Source organism: Sedimentibacter acidaminivorans (genome assembly GCF_017873955.1).
In the GTDB taxonomy this organism is placed as follows: Bacteria; Bacillota; Clostridia; order Tissierellales; family Sedimentibacteraceae; genus Sedimentibacter; species Sedimentibacter acidaminivorans.
The window spans coordinates 204,906-223,381 of record NZ_JAGGKS010000005.1 but is presented as its reverse complement, the minus strand read 5'-3'; the positions used below and the strand labels follow the sequence as shown (position 1 = coordinate 223,381).

Here is an 18,476-nt window from a genome sequence, read left to right as displayed (position 1 = left end):
TGGATATATAAACTTTAACAGAATGCAATATAAATTGCAAGCCGAATTTTAAAATTATTTTATTTTTTTATATGATTTTAAAAGCAATATTAAATTGGGCGTATAGCGAAAATTCTAATGCTTGTACTTACAAGAAATCAATAGACTTTCATAAATTTTTCAAGTATTTTTTTTCTAAACTTCTCGTAATATATATTAGTTAATTTTTGTGAAATCTTAACTTCAATAACTTCACTACCCTTAAGCAACAATAAAGTATCATCGTATATTAAAGTTGCCTTATCACAATTCCAATACTTTTCAGAAATATTTTCTATTTTAGCACTAATGTATGTTCTCTTTTTATATTCACTTATTATGCCATTATATAAAATAGTTGCTATTTCTTTATTCATACATTTAAAATACTCTGTTCCTGCCATATAGGTATTATAGCTATCACTATAATACTCATTATACTTATAATGGGTAGGAACTAAAGGGTTATAGCTTATAGTAAAGTCATTTCTATCTATTTTGTTTGTGTTAATAAAATCCGATATCTTAATTACAGAATATTTATCAGGAATAACCTGTATGCCATTTGGATTTTTAGCATATTCATCTAATGATATACTAGACATGTAATAAACTAATATTGTAATACCAATAAAGATACTGCTTATAAAAACTACTTGCCATTTTTTGTTAAGATCTTCCTTGATTCTTACAAAAATATAACAACTGATAATAATGAATCCTAATATTGCTAAAACTGATAATTTTATATTTAAATTGTATAATAGACCTTTCGAGAAATAGCTGCTAAACAATACTAGTATTGAAAGTATTTGTAAAATATAAGTAAAAGTATCAGAAATTATATTTCTGAATCTCGCAAACTTATAATGTTTCTGACTTGCTTTTAGGCTCATGGTTGATTCTATTTTAAAATACCATATAAGTTTGCTTATAAAAGAATAACTTACCATAATATAAGTCATCGGAATAAGTAGAAATATCATTCCATCATTACTACGTATTAAATAATAAAGTATTTTTCTATTAAATTTAAATATATATACTGATAATATTATAAGACAAATTAAATAAAATAAACTTTTATACGTTTCCTTTTTCCACACAGTATTTATTATAAATTCCTTTTCTGATTCCATGTCAGTATGTATACGATAGGTATTTTCATGATTTTCAGCATAAAAAAATTGTATTTGGTCATAAGATGTAATAAAATGCCAACCTAACCGTTCACAAGATTTATTATAATTTTCATCAAAATCACTATCTCTTTTAAATAAAGATTTTTTTGTTTTTGATGCTATATCAACACAATATTTTATCTTTCTTGGATTTATTGGGGTGAAGATTGCCTTTTGACTGCTAATTTCCTCAAGCATCCATCCCTTCATTGCCATTTCTTCAAGATACCGCTCCATAAGTTTGTATTCAAGCTTAGAAAATCCCCAATTTACTTTCTTTTTATCGCTCAATTTGTCACCTCTATTCAATATTAATAAAAATTTACACATATTATAGATTAAATATAATTCATGAATTTCTCAAGTATCTTTTGTCTATACTTCTCATCATATATATTAATTAAATTATCTGAAATTTCAATTTTAATGACCTCACTATCTTTAAGCAATACTAAAATTTCATTGTCAAAAATACTATCAGTAATTAATGTCACTTTATCGCAATTCCAATTTTTTTCATAAATATTTTCTATATTTCCTCTAAAATACTTTCCATTTTCATAATCAGCTATTATACCATCATATACAATACTTGCTACCTTTTCGCTAATACATTTATAATATTCCGTTGTTACATCATAATTTTTTCCTTTAACAGCATCATTATAATCCTCTGAATAGATATACCCATTTGGCACCAGAGGGCTATAACTCTTATTAAAAGAATTACTATCTATTTCACCTATATCAGCAAAATCAGAAATCTTAATTACGGGATATTTGTAAGAAATAATTTGTATATCATCATTTGCATTGCTAATTTCATTACTCAGTGATGATTGAGCCATAATATATATTAAAATAGTGATTCCAATAAAAATACTAAATATAGATAACATTTTAACAGTTTTGCTTGTTTTCTCTTTAAAATACAAATAGAAACAACAAACAGTAATTGATAAAATTGTTATTAAAAACAAGTTTGTAGTCCAATTATCTAATATTCCTTTCGGGAAAAAATAATACCCCAGCACTGGAACTAATAGTACTATTAATGTATAAGATTCTATGTCAAGAACCGCATTTCTTAATTTCACAAATCTTAGAGACTTACTACTCACATTATAATTCATATTAGATTTAACTTTGAAATACCAAATTAAATTGGTTATAACTGGAGTAATGGAAACAATGCAAGCTAAAGGTAAAAGAAAAAACATTGTCAATAACTTAAACCAATTAACTAGTATCCTATAATCCAAATATCCTTCAGTAAAAAAATTCATCCAGGTTATAGCTATAAAATATATAAAAATTCCTATACTTCTAAACAATTCTTTTTTCCATACATTATCCAAAACTATTTTTTGTTCTAACTCAGGATCAGTATGTATACGATATGTATTTTCATATTTTTCTGCATAAAAAAAATACATTTGGTCGTAAGATGTTATATAATGCCAACCTAATGCTTCACACGAACTTCTATATTCATCAATTAAATCATCATCAACATCATGAATTAATGTTGATTTATATGGTGAAATGCTAACACAAAATTTAAGTTGTCTTGGATCTATTTTAACAAATATTGCTTTATTATTGTCTATTTCAGATGGCATCCACCCTTTTATCGCCATTTCTTCAAGATATTCTTCCATTAGTTTATATTCAAGTTTTTTAAATCTCCAATTTATTTTCTTTTTTTTATTTCTTTCCATATAAAATATAATACCTCAATTCACTTATACTAAATATAATTAATTCCAATGATATCTGCATTATTTTACCATAAATTTGTAAAAATTGCAAAAAAAATATATAGTCTATATTGCAAAATTTTCTTTACAGATTTGCATATATCAACTATAATTTTCATATGAACTAAAATCGGGATGTAGCGCAGCTTGGTTAGCGTACAAGTCTGGGGGACTTGGGGTCGCTGGTTCGAATCCAGTCATCCCGACCAAACAATAAGGTATTATTACCAATTGTCACACTCATTGCTTTATTTTTACATTATCCTTTACTATCACTTTGTATAGTATAATCTTTGAAAATTCTTGGATAATCTCTTTTTGCATCTAGTACTCTTAAAATAATAACTTCTTTTTCCTTTTCAAACACTCTATAAAATAATATATAATTTTTTATTGGAAGCATTCTAAATTCTAGTGATGCCATTTTTTTATCTGCTATCTTTATACCCATTTTAGGAAATAATGTTAGTCTATTCAATTTCTCAATCAAATTATCATGCCACCTTATTGCTGCATCTTTACTGTCAGCAGCAATATAAATTATAATTTTTTCCAAATCATCTATTGCTGTCTGCAAAAATTTAACATTATAGTTCTCCATTGATAAGACCTCTAAGCCTAGTACTTACTTCATCAATTGAATAAGTTTTTGCACCGCTTATACGATGCATTTCTGCTTCTAATAATTTTTCTCTCAAATCCAACATTTCTTCTCTTTTTTCATATAAATCAATGCTCATTACAACTAAGTCACCTTCTCCATTTTTTGTAACAAAAACTGGTTGCTCTTTCTCCTTACAATAAGCAGATATTTCGTTATAATCATTTCTTAATGTGGTAGATGGTTTAATCATCATTATTAAACACCTCCTATCAATATTCTTCACTTATTATATCATTATTATTCACGAAAAACAATATGATACTCATAATACAAGTTTAGAAGATTTGAGGGACGGTTCTTTTTGATTGATAGAATTTAACAATCATAAAGAAGCACGAAGCCACTTTGTGGCGGCGCTTCGCGTTATTCAAACAAAAACAAAATAAGTAGGATATAGAGATTCTAACAGTGGACTCTAAAGCAGAAGAGATAATATATAAAATGTTGAAATATATAAGAATATACTTCAATATTTTTTTTGACAAAATAGAAGTAGACAAGTTTTATATTTTCAATTATAATTATTCTATAATTCAAACATCTTACTAATTGTTCAATTCATAGATATCATAATTATATAAATCTATAAACTCCTTATTAATTACATCTATTTTCATATTTTCTTTAATAAATTGATTAACATAATTTGATTGTTCTTCAGGGCTGATTTCGTAAATATTGATACCAGTCAAATTTTCAAGTATATGTTTATAACCCCTACTTTTTAGGATTGAATTTCTATATGATTTTGGTGCTAGGACATTCCAATACTGTTCTATTGTCATATCTGCCCTACTCAAGTATTCTGCAATCAATTTCTGAAATTCTTCTGAATTTTCTGCCTGCTGCTTTTGAAAATTTAAAGTTTCATTTACTTCTTTATCTGTAACATCAATATTATTTTTAGCAGCATAATAATACATGTAGGTTTCTCTGCAAACGTATTCAACAGGATTAGTTGGCCAATTTGGATTTTCAATATTATTAAGTAACATCAATTTAGTTTTCCTGTCTATAATTTCATCCTTATATATTGGAATCCCATTTATGTAAGCCACTATATCATCACTTGGATTATCACTTGCCTTACTTTCTAATATTTGTTTTAATCCCTCTCCTAAATTTTCATACCAATCTTCATTGAACATATCTGAATTTTCAGGCTCTTTACCAGTACAAGACGTAAAAAAAGTCATTAATGCAATAATAACCAAAAGTAAACGTAGTTTTTTCAATAACAATTTCCTCCTTTTCTTTATGTAAAAACCTATGCACGCTTTTATAATTATAACTGTACCAATACACTTAATCCATACTTTTCATAATATCCTATATATGTATGTGCAGCGGTATAGGTAAGAATCAGAAAGAATATATCCGGTGATTTTCTCTGTTCCTTTTGGGTATCTAATAATAAATCCAAATCTATGGACATTCGGTTTATGTTAATATATTACATTATTTTTTATATTTTTAGCAAATCCAGCTGCTTTTTCTCTTATATTATCTATTTTCTCTATATCTCCAATATCATTTGCTGTTTCCATTAGGGCAAACTTTGGTGGCAACATAAATGTCTTATTTATATTTAATGCACTTATTAATTGCTGTGCTACTATATCGCTGCCGCTATGTCCTGATACGACAATTGCATAAAAATATTTATCGTAAAATTTAGTTTTTCTAAATAATGCAGTTAACCGGTTTATAACTGCTGACATGTTTGCGCTTATAGCATCATTGTAATTTGGACAAAGCATTATCAATACATCGCAATCTAAGATTGCTGGATAAACTTCGTCTACCATTACTCCCCCATAAAAACAATTTGTGCTTTCAGAATAGTGCTTGCACGCTTTGTATAAACATCCTTTACAATCTCTGACAGAACCATTTTCTATATGTATTTCATTTATTTCATTTCCTTTTAAATTATCTTTTACCATTTTCCACAAAGTCAAGGTGTTAGATGTTTTATAATTACTTGAATGAAGAGTTAAAATATGGGGGTTCTTAATTTTATTTATATTAAAATCCATAAGCCTTTTTACAGTTCCCTTGCAATCGTTATAACATATATCAATCAAATCCATGTTATGAATTTTCTTGTATGTGTTGAAATTTTGCAAAGAACCAGTAGCTTCCGAAACAGGCCTTCCTGGAAATGTGCAACCAACCATATTAGCATATAATATAATTTTTCGTGCTACATCTCTTGTAAAAAACTCATTATCGCTATTTATTATTATACTCGCTATTGAATTCTCAAAAAAATCACTATTCGACATATTAATTTTTTCAAGCATTTTATACAACTCAATATTTATACCAGAATAGCCAAGTTCAACAGCAAATAAAATACGCCTGTTTTTCATATCTTTGAATTCATTAAATTCATTAATTGTACTTATACTTGCATATTCATAGCCTTCTAAGGAATATGCAAGCATATTGTTTAATCTCTCTGAAATTTGCCCTGGCGTTAAAACTAACAATTTATCCAAACTTACACCCCCACCATAATAAAATAAACTATTCTCACACTTTATGTCCTCTAATCGTTCCGCCAATAATGAGACCCAAAGGGTCTCCACTACCGTATTTGTTCTAAAGCTTTATAAGTTCTATCAATCCTATCAAATAATACTTGTGGCATATTAATCTTTTCAATTTCAACCCCAGCAGGAGTGTTTCTATTTTTAGCACCCATATACACCCCACCTATAAAGTTGGAACTGTAATGCCATTTCTCTGCTAATGTATGAATAATTGATATTGCACCAGAAGATAATGCTGGAGCAATAAAAGGTTTAAATCCTGTTTTTCTAACTTCAAGATTTGCTTCCACTGCTAATTTAGTAAGCTCGCTAGATAACTCATCGTTATAATTACTAATGCTATCTGCGATTATTAAATCATTACCATGTGGTCCAAATGCTCTTCCTTCTGTTAGAAACTGTGAAAATTTCAATTCTTTTTTAGCATAATAACTAGCTCTTGCATTCATAACTCCAAGTCCATAACCTTTTATTTGTTCAGGGTTAAGCATGTAATTACTTTCTTCATACACTACCTTACACAAAGGATCAACAGGATCTGACACAACAGCAAAAATGCCCTTGAATTTTTTTTGTGCAGCCATTTGTGCATATTCTTTAATAAGTTTAGAATTTTCTTCAAACTGTACCATCCTAACATCTTTTACACTTGATCCAACTGGAGGAACACCTTTAGATGCACAAAATGCAAACAAATCACAATCAAACAGTTCTTCCTTCTTTATACCATGAACCTCAGGGAAACAATCATAATCAAATGGAAGTGACGTTTGATTCATTTCATATTCCCATCTCTTGATTTTGTCTTCACTTCTATCAAAGATTCCTATAGAATCAATACTTTCTCCTCCAAGTAACTTAAGTCCCATAAGCATGGTGCTTCCAACATCTCCAAGAGCTAAAATATTTACTCTTTTTTTCCTAGGTTCTTCCATGAAAAAACACTTTTCAAATCCCGCGTATGATGTATTTACTGCCTTTATTTTTCTATGTTCAATCAATTCTCTGATTTTTTCAGGAATAGTTTCTTTTGTTTCTTTCAATACAAGTATATCGATATTTTCTTCTTTAATATATAAGTCTGAACAGGCTGAAACAGCAAATGTTTTTTTAGATTTATTTTTATCAATTTTTATTAAATAATACAAACAACAACAATTGCTTAAAGCTTCCTCTTCACTTATTTTATTGAAATTATATTCATCACTTAATGAAAATAAATAATTATTATCATGGTAGTAGTAGTACATATTATTTTATATACCTCTCTAATTTAATTAAATTTTCAATGCTAACATCCATATAGCTAGATGCTTCAAAATTTGAATCGTAAGATATGTTTTTCCCTATAAAAGGATACCTAGGTGAAACCAATACTTCTCCAAGTCTTTTAACAGTCAGATTTTTTTCATACATATTTTGATATTCAGACTCTAGTACCTTTAATAATTTTTTTGCATTAACAAGACATGTCATTGATAAATTATATATATCTTCATTTGTTGCACTCTTAATAAATGGTGGAGCAACATATGGAAGTATGAGATTAATTGATGGTATTAAATTAAGGTTACTTTCATCTTCAGACCATATTTCATCTCCTCCCAAGAAAGGATACATTAAATTCTCATTGAACCAAATCCTTAAATTAGGAATAAAATATGCTGAATCCACATTTCTACCCTGTATTTCCATCAAATCTTTGCCTCTTCCAGACATAATTCCAACAATTATCTTTTCAACTTTGACATCTTGACTTTTTAATATAGGATCTATTTCTTTTATTCTATACCCCTTATGCAACAAATCATCTACTAATATAACAGGTTTATCAAATGATTTTATAGTTCTTATTTGATTTTTTAATGGAGAATAAAATGGATATTCTAAAATTCTAAAATGTTTAACATCTGTTGTAAAGACTTTTTCTGTATGCAATGACTTTGTAACCGTATTTGGTACCACCATGCCTTTTAAAATATTTCCAAAAGGAACACACATATATTCACCTAATACTCTTGGATTTTGAACTTCATCTGGAACACGATTAATACCGCAAACTTTTTGTATCAAAGTTTGGTTTATCATATCATTATCAAATGACAAAACTAAGCTTCCTGGATATAGTTTTGTAAATGATTCTTGAAGGTCTTTCCTGGATTTTTTTATTACTTCTTGTACATTAGGATTTAAATTAAGTGGTTCTTTTATAAAACTCTCAAGATTTAAAGTAAGGCAAATAGGAAACTTCATATCAACTGCATAGATTGTTTTATCTATACTTTCATCATTAAGTTTTTGAAATCCTTGAAGTTCTAATGTTTCATATACTTTTTCACTGTTTATATTTGAAATTATGTTATAATAAAGTGCATATGTATAATCATGTTTTAAACAATGTGCTAAAGTTTCAGTAATAATTATTTGTTCTAGGTTATCATATGTAATACTTGGATTTATATATATACCATCTACTACTATGATTCTCCCAGCAGTTTTTTCCCTAACAAAGTTAGCTATTGGTTGACTTTTAAATTCAGTATAAACTTCAGAAGTGCTAATTTTATGGAAAGCAGAAAAGCCCAAAAGTTTATTTGAATTTCTACCATCTCTAACCACCATTAAAGTCATGTTTTTAGATATAAGTTGCTCTCCTATATTTTCATATAAATCTGTATGCATGAAAATATAATGTCCTATCTCATCAACTATTTTTTTGCTTAAATCTTCAATTATTTCTATCCTTAAAGGTTTTGATCTTATTATGCTTTTATATTGAGGTTCTCTCAAATAAATATTTTTATCATAAATAAAACTTTGTGCTAACGGATCTATAAGATTTGAAATATCTCTGTTATTATCTATGTTTTCTCTTATTTGAGTTGAACTAATATCTTCTAAATACAAAGGAAGTTTAAGCTCTACTAAACTACCTTTTATTCTATTTTTTGTCTCACCTAGCTTTTTGAATTCATCTGCTGATTCATGAGATGAAACACGATTAAAAACAATGTGATTAAAGCTATGTATAGAGTGCTTAACAGCTCTTTGCTTATAAGCACTAGCATTAATTACAACATCACTTCCTACAACAATATAAACATCTTTATCTGGAAATGAAGACTTTAAACGTTTCAAATCATCAACATTTGATAAATTTACTGGAACATCATCCGAAAACAAATATACATTAAGTTCATCTGCTATAGACATATTAATAATTTGTCTTCTTATCATTCTAGGTTGAACTCTTTTTGACCATGAAAATTCATCAACAGCTAAAAATACTTCAAATCCCATATTTCTAATTTCTGTAACAATTCCTTTATGACTAAGGGAAAACGGATCAAAAGTACCAGGGAAAAACGCAATATTCCTGTTTTCTTTTATTTCAAAATCTTTATAATAAAACATGTAATCACTTATAAATCTATATATGTGGTTAAAGGAAGCAGAATTATTAAAGAAAAACAAATCACTTATTTCTTTTTCATTTATTAAAGTTAAAAGTTTTTTATAAACATGCATGAATACCACATGCTTTTGTTTTAAGTTTAACTTTTTAGACCCAAATATATGCTGTCCTATAATTAAAAATGATTCTTGTTTTACTTGTACATTATAGTTTGCTAAGCCGCTTAAAATAATGCCCAATATTTTAATTAATCTACTGTTATACTCTTCTTCAGATTCAATGAATTTTCCTTTGTATTCAGGATAGTGCTGAACAATAACCCCAAATGTAGTCAAAGCCAGTGAACTAACTCTTTCATTGGAAGATTTATATATATTCTTTATATCAAATATAACTTCATCTAATTCCTTTGGATGCAAAAGTAAAACAAATTTTCCTAAATACTCTGGAATATATTTTGCAAATTGAAGTTCATCTATTTCTAGTCCTTTTATCAATTCTATAGCTATTTCATTTCTTTGGTCTATGGATAATAAGGGACCAATTTCCAACAAAGAATTTCCTGCTTTATTTCTTACAGATTCCTTAGCACTTACCTTTACTAAATTACACAAGTGAGTAGCTGTGTGCAAAAGAGTTACTTCGTTGGAATTTTCAACATTATCCATTATAAAATCTATACTTATTGTTTTAACATTCCAAGGAGTTGCTGCTTTAAGATTATTTAAAAACAAATCTGATGTTTTGTTTTTTTCTTCATTAATAAGTTTTTGATATAGATTTGTAACCTTAATAGGTAAGTTCAAACTCATTGACATCTTATATTTTAAATAATTAATGCATATTTCTTCTTCTTTTGAAAAACTTTCAATAAACTTTATTATCTTTTCTAGTGGAATAATAACTTCTGTTTTTTGTTTTGTTAAATAATAAAGAAATTGAACAGCCATAAGTCTAATTTCCTGTATTTGATTTTCTAAGGATTTAATAGCAAAATCTACAAGTGTATTTATTTGCTCTTTTTCACAAATCTTCATAGGTATACTCAATAAAGAATTAAGTTGATTGAGTATAGCAACTGGGTCAGTTTGCTCACCTTCGAAATAAATCAAAAAAACACGAAGATAATTTTTTTTATCTTTATTGTTACATCCAGAAATTACTGAATCAACAAAAATTCTAAGAGAATAACCTATCCACTCCTTATGCTGATCAGTAATCTTATGATCAGGTCTAATGAATAAATCAAGATATTTTTCCCATAACTTCAACCCTGAAACTTCATCATCTAAAATTATTTTCACATCACTTGGCATTTCTTTTTTATATTCCATATCAAATGATACAATAATTTTTCCAATAAGATTCGCAGCTTGTCGTCTTATATCTCCTTCTCTATTAATCAATAACTCATATAAAAAACTCAATGTAAATATCTTCTGTTTTCTTGTAAGATAGGTAGAATATTCCTCAAAAATATTAAGATATGCCCTTATATTTTTCCAATTTTTTTCGCTTCTTGCAGCTTCTATCATACTTGCAAATGACACTTCATTATTAAGCTTACTCATCAATGAAGTATTATGACCAATTGCCATGTATTTATAATTTTCTATTACTTCATTTCCATTAATTAAAGCAAAATCCTTATCTTTATGTATACCTGGTTCATCATTTGCAAGGTCAATACTAATACCCCTATGAATCATATAATTTTCAAAATCTTTTAATTTTTCATAGACTCTTATATATCTTTTTTCCTTAGCATCATCAACATTATCCAACTTATCTAAAATAATCTGGAAAGAATCAGCAAGTGAAAAAATACTCATTTTATTTCCACTTTTATTTGTTTTATTTTTAACTCTAAAATCTGCATAAATCAAAATCAATGACTCTAATGGCAAAGTTTCTAGTTCTAAATCCCATGTGGAATGATTAGCTGCAATATGTGCAATTCCAGGCATATCATGCTTCATGAACCATAAATCTGTATAATAATAATGTAAGTAAGCTACTCTTTTCTTCTCATCATTTTTACAGCCATATTTACCAATATCATGTCCTGCTGAAGAACCTGAAACCAAGCCTAAATCCACAGGTATTCCAACTTTATACAGTTGTCTACCAACATGCATCGCAACATAATGAACTGCAGCTGTATGTTCTAGTGTATTATATCCATTTACTTCTTCATCTAATTTCATCATTTCATAAACATAACTTTTATTAAATACTTCTATAAACTTTATATATTCACTTGGATTTTTTAAATTATCTTTTTCCTTTTCTGTCAAAAAACTAAAATTACTAAATTTATCAAACCCTTTATGATTTTGTTCATGTCTTAATATAGTTCTTAAAATCTCTAAATAAATTAACGTGGCATCTTCATATTTTGGATATAACCTAATTGAAACTGAACCAGGAAATGACTTATAAAGTGTATATTGAAATATATAATTTAACCAATCTTTTGGAGGTTCTTTGCAAAGAGTGGTTAAAATATGTAATGACAAGTCTAAAACATCTTTACACTTAATTTCACTTTTACTTATTAAATTTAGTAAATTATTAACAAAATCCTTATTAATTATAAAGGATTGTATTTTTTCTTCTGTTACATTAACGCGCTTCAAAAATTCTTTTTCTGTCAAACTTTCAAGTATTTCCTTATGTAGTTCATTTAACATTAATCTGTTCATAGTATACCTCTAAATTTATATTTATAATAATGCAACGTTACCATTTTTTTATTAATTATATCACATTAAAAAACCAACTGCAACAGATTCGTTCCCTTATAACTCATAAACCCATGTAAATATAATACTTTATTTATCACTTGTTCAATATTAACTTGAATTTAATAATAAAATGTATTATATTTATATAGACAAAACAAATGGAGGTTTTATATATGTATTTATTAACTTATATTTATCAAAATTCAGAAAATATTGGTTTTTTTATTAATGAAAACAATAGTGTAATTCCAGCAAATATTGTTTTTTCTAAAATACATTCACTTGTTCCTAGAGATATGATAGGCTTAATAGAAATAATATCTAGTTTAGATGTAGATGAAGTCAATGAATTAAAATCATCAATCAATTCATGTGTAAATGAATCTATTAACATATGTGATATTAAAATTCTAGCTCCAATTCCATACCCTAAAAGAAATATAATATGTTTAGGAAAAAATTATTTAGATCATATTAAAGAAGTAAATAATTTAAAGAATGTATCATCTGACATTCCTGATAATCCAATATATTTCAGCAAGATAGCATTCCCAGCCATAGGTCAAAATGATTTTATTGACCCCCATTCTGAAATTGTAAAAGAACTTGATTATGAAGCTGAATTAGCAATAGTTATAGGTAAGAAATGCAAAAATGTACCTATTGAAAATGTTGAAGATTATATCTTCGGATATACAATCGCCAATGATATATCTGCAAGAGATATACAAACAAAACATGTTCAATGGCATAAAGGAAAATCCTATGATACTTTTTGCCCAATGGGTCCTTACATAGTTTATAAAAACAGCATTTCATTTCCTCCTAATTTAGAAATAAAAAGCTATGTAAATGGTGAATTGAGACAAAATTCTAATGTAAATCAATTAATTTTTGATATACCAACTATAATCAGCGACTTATCATCTGGAATAACATTATTCCCAGGTGACATAATTTTAACTGGAACACCTGCTGGAGTTGGAGCAGGATTTAAACCTCCTAGATATTTAAATTCTGGCGATAAGATTGAATGTTATATAGAGAATATTGGAACATTAGTAAATATCATCAAGTAATCACTATATTAAAATATATTATCTAATGATAAGCATTCATTTTCTTTAATAATGTTAAAGTATGCCTTCAATTGCTCAAGCTCAGCTTGAGCCATTGTTTCATTTGCATGCTTTATGTAAACCTCTAATTTTGCAAATGAGGTATCAATATCATCAATATCTTTTTGGTTTAAGAAATATATCCAAGGAGTTTTTAAATCATTCCATTTTTCAATATATTTAACTATATCATTACTAGCAGTATCCCAGTCATTTAAATCTATTATATTTGACAAATCAACTAAATTCTCAAAAAAATACGATGTAACTACTTCAATAGATGAGAAATGAAACCAAACCCATGTGAATATAATTAACAAAATAACTATAAATGATATAACCATCATCCTCATTATTACACCTACCTTTTATAAAAAACAAATTTGTCATTTTCATCTACGAATCCATATATTATCTCATTTAATTTCAAATTATTTTTTCTTAATTCTTCATCTAGTTTATTTTCTTCAATTTTAAACTTTTCTAAATTTTTATACATCACTTTACTATCAAGAATAACTGATATAGGTATTCTATTGCATTTAACTCCTGGTGCTTCTGTAGGACCAATAATACTCATTTCACCATTTGTTTCCATTATAAGATAATCAATGTCTTCTACATTATAATATCCTTTTAATCTCATCTGACCTAACACGTCGTTTACATTAACTCTAAGTTTATTCATCTCCTTAGTGTTAAATTTGCCATGATCAATTATTATCGATGGTCGACCACAGATTATTTTCCTTGCATTGCTACTTTTAAGTGTAATATAAGATATTAAGCATTGAAGAAACATTATAGTTGTTATTGATGTAATACCATATGATAAAGGTGCATCTAAATCCTCCATGGGCATGATTGCTAAATCTGCTAGCATCAATGAAACAACTAAATCAAATGGCTGCAAATCCCCAAGTTCGCCCTTACCCATTATTCTCATGGATATAAGTACTACTCCGTATAAAATAATTGTTCTAAATAATACGATTATCATACACTACCTCAAATTTTATTTTTTCACATAACTAAATTTATTTTATCCCTTATATCAAAAAATATCCTCTTTAATATATTAACTACTCATATATATTTTTTTCTTTACACAAAAAAACAAGTACACAAGTGCACTTGTTTTTTAATATTAATATTGCAATTTACTATAGTTACACATTAAGTAATAACATAACTAAACAGCTTTGTTTATTACATTTTTTAATTTCGCAAAAATCATTCTACCAGCGGCTGTTTGAAGTACACTCGTAACTGTGACAACAACTGAGTCACCTATGCATTTCTTGCCACCTTCTATGACAATCATAGTACCATCATCTAAATATGCTAAACCTTGACCTGATTCTTTACCATCTTTAACTATCATTACGTTCATTTCTTCTCCAGGAAGAACAACTGGTTTAACTGCATTTGCTAATTCATTGATATTCAAAACCTCAACACCTTGAAATTCTGCTACCTTATTCAAATTAAAATCATTTGTTAAAACCTTTCCTGAAAGTTCTTGAGCTAGCTTTAAGAGCTTAATATCAACCTCAATGTTATCGCCATAATCCTTAGATTCTATTACAACATCTACTATTTTTTCTTTTTGAAGGATATTTAATATATCCAAACCTCTTCGTCCTCTGTTTCTTTTTAAACTATCTGACGAATCAGCAATGTGTCTTAATTCCTTAAGCACAAATTCTGGAATTACCAATGACCCTTCAATAAACCCTGTTCTGCATATATCAGCTATTCTACCGTCTATTATTACGCTCGTATCAAGAATTTTTGGTGATACAATACTACTGGCTTGACTTTTATCTGATTTACTTTTACTTAATGGAGATTTTTTCAAGTTTATTGATGGCCAAATTACGTCGTCTTTCTTCCTTGTAGCTATCTTAATTCCTAAATAACCAAAAAGCAAATAAGATAATACAGCTATCGCAGGTCCTAAATATTTTATATTAGTAAATGGTTGGCTAATAAGAAAAGCTATAATAAAACCAACTATGAGCCCTCCAGCCCCTAATATAATATCCCCTGTAGAAAACTTCAAAAGTTCTTTCTCAAATGTACTCACAATATTGAGACTTGCTTTTTTTACTTTAGGAGTTAAAAGAAAAAATATAATTCCAAAAATCAAGCCAAAAATAATTATAACAAAAACATCTTGCATGTCGGTAAAATTAAATATATTCATCCGACTTACAATTACACCTATAAAAGCACCTAAAGATACTCCTATAACCGTTAATATAGCTCTCGCTAATTTATCAATCATACACTCACCTCCTTTATAGTATAACCATAAACTGTTATTTTATTTAATTTAACACATTTTTTTGATTTTGGCTATAAGAATTATTTAAATTATAAAATAAAATTATTAATCAAATCTTAATTAAACCTTTAAAGGACTAATATTACTTGGTATTAATAGACAAACTACATCACATTTTCATTGATAATTTTATCTAAAAATTCCTCAACACTAACGCCTTCCTCATCAATAGAAAGTGCAATTTCACTTACAATCATTTGTTTCGCACTTATTAGCATCTTCTTTTCACCAGTTGACAAACCTTTTTCTCTATCCCTAAATGTCAAATCTCTAACAACTTGAGCTACCGCATAGATATCACCTGTTTTCATTTTAAGCAAATTATCTCTATACCTCTTGTTCCAATTTGAATCATTCAGCACTGCGCCTTCTTTTAATATATCAATTATTTCTTCCACAGAATCCTGATCAATTATATTTCTTAAACCAATATTATTAACATTATCAACAGGTATCATTAATTTCATTTCTCCTATTGGCATCTTTAAAACATAATAATTTTTAGTTTCTCCTAAAACTTCCTTTGATTCCATGGATTCAATTACACCCGCTCCATGCATTGGGTATACTACCTTATCTCCTAAATTATACATATGACTACCTCCTATATCTATAGTATACACCAAGGACAACAGGATGTCAAACCCGTAATTATACCCTCTCAATATATTTTTGTCAATATATTTTGAATTGTTTTTTATTAATTTTTTATACTATTTCTATCATTATTTATAACAATATTCCTTCATTTTCTAATATAATCCAGTATTTTCTATAATAATTCAACTACATGTCCACTTATTTTACTATAATGGTATTCAAAACAAAAAAAGATGTCGAAAATTTTTCCAACATCTCTCTCTTTTTCATATTTTTACTTTTTATTTTTTCTGCTTTATTATATTTTTACATTCTTGTAATATATTATTTTCTGTTAAGTGATATTTTTCAAGCAACTCATCTGGTTTTCCAGATTCTCCAAATACATCTAAAACTCCTACTCTTTTCAATGGTACTGGACAGCTATCTGACAACACCTCTAAAACAGCACTTCCAAGCCCACCTATTATGCTATGTTCTTCTGCTGTTACTATAGCACCTGTTTCTTTTGCAGCTTGAATTATAATATCTTTATCTATTGGCTTAATAGTATGAATATTTATCACTCTAGCAGATATCCCATCTTTTTCTAATTCTTCAGCCGCTTTTAAAGATTTCTGTACCATTAAACCTGTTGCTATAATCGTTACATCAGTACCTTTTCTTAATTCAACACCTTTACCAATTTCAAATTCATAACTATCATCATATATATTTTCTACAGCCGCCCTACCCAATCTAATATAAACCGGTCCAACATATTCTGCTGCCTTTAATATGGCCTTCTCTGCTTCTATACAGTCAGCAGGATTTATTACAGTCATGTTAGGTATGCTTCTCATTAAACTAATATCTTCAATAGCCTGATGAGATGCTCCATCTTCTCCAACCGTTAAACCTGCATGAGTTGCAGCTATTTTAACGTTTAATGATGGATAAGCAACTGTATTTCTTATTATTTCAAATGCTCTTCCTGCTGCAAACATAGCAAATGTACTAGCAAATGCAACTTTGCCTGCAATAGCCATACCAGCAGCTGTGCCTATTAAATTTTGTTCTGCAATTCCTACATTATAAAATCTTTCCGGGCAAACTTTTTTAAATTCAACTGTTTTTGTGGAACCTGACAAATCTGCATCTAAAACCACTACATTTGGATTACTCGCTGCTAATTTTTTCAGTGCTTCACCGTATGCTTCTCTAGTTGCTTTTTTAGCCATTATTTGTCACCTCCAACTTCTTTTAATGCAATATCAAGTTCGTCAGCATTTGGGGCTTTACCATGCCAACCTGCTTTATCTTCCATAAATGAAACACCTTTACCTTTTACAGTTTCTGCTATAATAATAACTGGTTTATCTTTTATAGTTTTTCTTTCTTCAAAAGCTTTTTCCAGTGAGTTAAAATCATGTCCGTCTGCCTTAATAACATGCCATCCGAAAGCTTCCCACTTTTTATCTAATGGTTCTACTTTCATAACATCTTCATTTTTTCCATCTATTTGAAGTCCATTATGATCTAAAATTGCTGTTAAATTATCTAGTTTATAATGACTTGATAACATAGCTGCTTCCCATACCATTCCTTCTTGTATCTCACCATCACCTAAAAGAACAAATACTCTATTAGATTTGTTATCATATTTATTAGCAAGAGCAATACCATTTGATATAGCTAATCCTTGACCTAAAGACCCTGTTGAAGCTTCAACTCCTGGAACCTTTTTCATGTCAGGATGTCCTTGTAGCTTACTATCAATTTGACGTAATGTTCCTATCAATCCCTTATCCAAAAACCCTTTTTCCATCAATGCTGAATAAAGAACCGGTGCTGCATGTCCTTTAGACAATATAAACCTATCTCTATTTTCATCTGTTGGATTTTCTATATTCATTTCTTTAAAATAAAGATATGTAACTATTTCAACTGCTGACAAAGAACCTCCTGGGTGACCTGAATTAGCAGTATGAATCATATTTAAAATATTTTCTCTCATTTTATGTGTTATGAGAGTTAAATCTTCGTAATTCATAAATCCTCCTTTTAATATTTATTTTTCCATTTG

General features: G+C 28.1%; 15 protein-coding genes and 1 tRNA gene. 2 read left to right on the top strand and 14 right to left on the bottom strand.

Annotated elements, in window-relative coordinates:
- Positions 1-137: 137 nt before the first annotated feature.
- Positions 138-1,490, bottom strand: coding sequence for a DUF2812 domain-containing protein (locus J2Z76_RS09865; RefSeq protein WP_209511876.1), 1,353 nt, complete (start codon positions 1,488-1,490; stop codon positions 138-140).
- Positions 1,491-1,537: 47 nt separating this feature from the next.
- Complete coding sequence (locus J2Z76_RS09860; RefSeq protein WP_209511875.1) at positions 1,538-2,920, bottom strand: DUF2812 domain-containing protein; 1,383 nt, start codon at positions 2,918-2,920, stop codon at positions 1,538-1,540.
- A gap of 170 nt (positions 2,921-3,090) precedes the next feature.
- Here J2Z76_RS09860 and J2Z76_RS09855 point away from each other — a divergent pair.
- A tRNA-Pro gene (locus J2Z76_RS09855) sits at positions 3,091-3,168 on the top strand.
- 50 nt (positions 3,169-3,218) lie between these two features.
- Here J2Z76_RS09855 and J2Z76_RS09850 read toward each other — a convergent pair.
- The 6 genes from J2Z76_RS09850 to J2Z76_RS09825 form a co-directional block, all read right to left on the bottom strand.
- Positions 3,219-3,560: a type II toxin-antitoxin system RelE/ParE family toxin gene (locus J2Z76_RS09850; protein ID WP_209511874.1), complete on the bottom strand. Its 342-nt coding sequence runs from the start codon at positions 3,558-3,560 to the stop codon at positions 3,219-3,221.
- The gene (locus tag J2Z76_RS09845) at positions 3,547-3,816 is read right to left on the bottom strand and encodes a type II toxin-antitoxin system Phd/YefM family antitoxin (protein WP_209511873.1); all 270 of its coding nucleotides are present in this window, start codon (positions 3,814-3,816) and stop codon (positions 3,547-3,549) included. Before J2Z76_RS09845 ends, J2Z76_RS09850 begins: the two co-directional genes overlap by 14 nt.
- 352 nt (positions 3,817-4,168) lie before the next feature.
- Entirely contained in the window at positions 4,169-4,858 is a 690-nt protein-coding gene (locus J2Z76_RS09840) for a hypothetical protein (protein ID WP_209511872.1), read from the bottom strand.
- 210 nt (positions 4,859-5,068) lie between these two features.
- Positions 5,069-6,127 (bottom strand): flavodoxin family protein, encoded by a 1,059-nt coding sequence (locus J2Z76_RS09835; protein ID WP_245210403.1) that lies wholly within the window; start codon positions 6,125-6,127, stop codon positions 5,069-5,071.
- A gap of 89 nt (positions 6,128-6,216) precedes the next feature.
- Positions 6,217-7,431, bottom strand: coding sequence for a Rossmann-fold NAD(P)-binding domain-containing protein (locus J2Z76_RS09830; RefSeq protein WP_209511871.1), 1,215 nt, complete (start codon positions 7,429-7,431; stop codon positions 6,217-6,219).
- 1 nt (position 7,432) lies between these two features.
- Positions 7,433-12,301: a cytidyltransferase gene (locus tag J2Z76_RS09825; RefSeq protein WP_209511870.1), complete on the bottom strand. Its 4,869-nt coding sequence runs from the start codon at positions 12,299-12,301 to the stop codon at positions 7,433-7,435.
- Between the two features lie 215 nt (positions 12,302-12,516).
- Between J2Z76_RS09825 and J2Z76_RS09820 the strand changes: the two genes are divergently transcribed.
- The gene (locus J2Z76_RS09820; RefSeq protein WP_209511869.1) at positions 12,517-13,422 is read left to right on the top strand and encodes a fumarylacetoacetate hydrolase family protein; all 906 of its coding nucleotides are present in this window, start codon (positions 12,517-12,519) and stop codon (positions 13,420-13,422) included.
- A gap of 8 nt (positions 13,423-13,430) precedes the next feature.
- Here the strand turns inward: J2Z76_RS09820 and J2Z76_RS09815 are convergent, their stop codons facing one another.
- From J2Z76_RS09815 to J2Z76_RS09790, 6 genes are all read right to left on the bottom strand, one after another.
- Complete coding sequence (locus tag J2Z76_RS09815; protein ID WP_209511868.1) at positions 13,431-13,814, bottom strand: DUF4363 family protein; 384 nt, start codon at positions 13,812-13,814, stop codon at positions 13,431-13,433.
- A gap of 8 nt (positions 13,815-13,822) precedes the next feature.
- A complete protein-coding gene (locus J2Z76_RS09810) occupies positions 13,823-14,461 on the bottom strand; it encodes a DUF421 domain-containing protein (protein WP_209511867.1) in 639 nt (212 codons plus the stop codon).
- Positions 14,462-14,653: 192 nt separating this feature from the next.
- On the bottom strand, positions 14,654-15,751 hold the full coding sequence (locus tag J2Z76_RS09805; protein ID WP_209511866.1) for a PIN/TRAM domain-containing protein: 1,098 nt from the start codon (positions 15,749-15,751) through the stop codon (positions 14,654-14,656).
- 164 nt (positions 15,752-15,915) lie between these two features.
- Positions 15,916-16,404, bottom strand: a complete 489-nt coding sequence (locus J2Z76_RS09800; RefSeq protein WP_209511865.1) for a CarD family transcriptional regulator — start codon at positions 16,402-16,404, stop codon at positions 15,916-15,918.
- A gap of 288 nt (positions 16,405-16,692) precedes the next feature.
- Positions 16,693-17,631 (bottom strand): transketolase family protein, encoded by a 939-nt coding sequence (locus tag J2Z76_RS09795; RefSeq protein ID WP_209511864.1) that lies wholly within the window; start codon positions 17,629-17,631, stop codon positions 16,693-16,695.
- Positions 17,631-18,443, bottom strand: coding sequence for a transketolase (locus J2Z76_RS09790; RefSeq protein WP_209511863.1), 813 nt, complete (start codon positions 18,441-18,443; stop codon positions 17,631-17,633). The genes J2Z76_RS09795 and J2Z76_RS09790 overlap by 1 nt, the downstream gene beginning before the upstream one ends.
- Between the last annotated feature and the right edge of the window lie 33 nt (positions 18,444-18,476).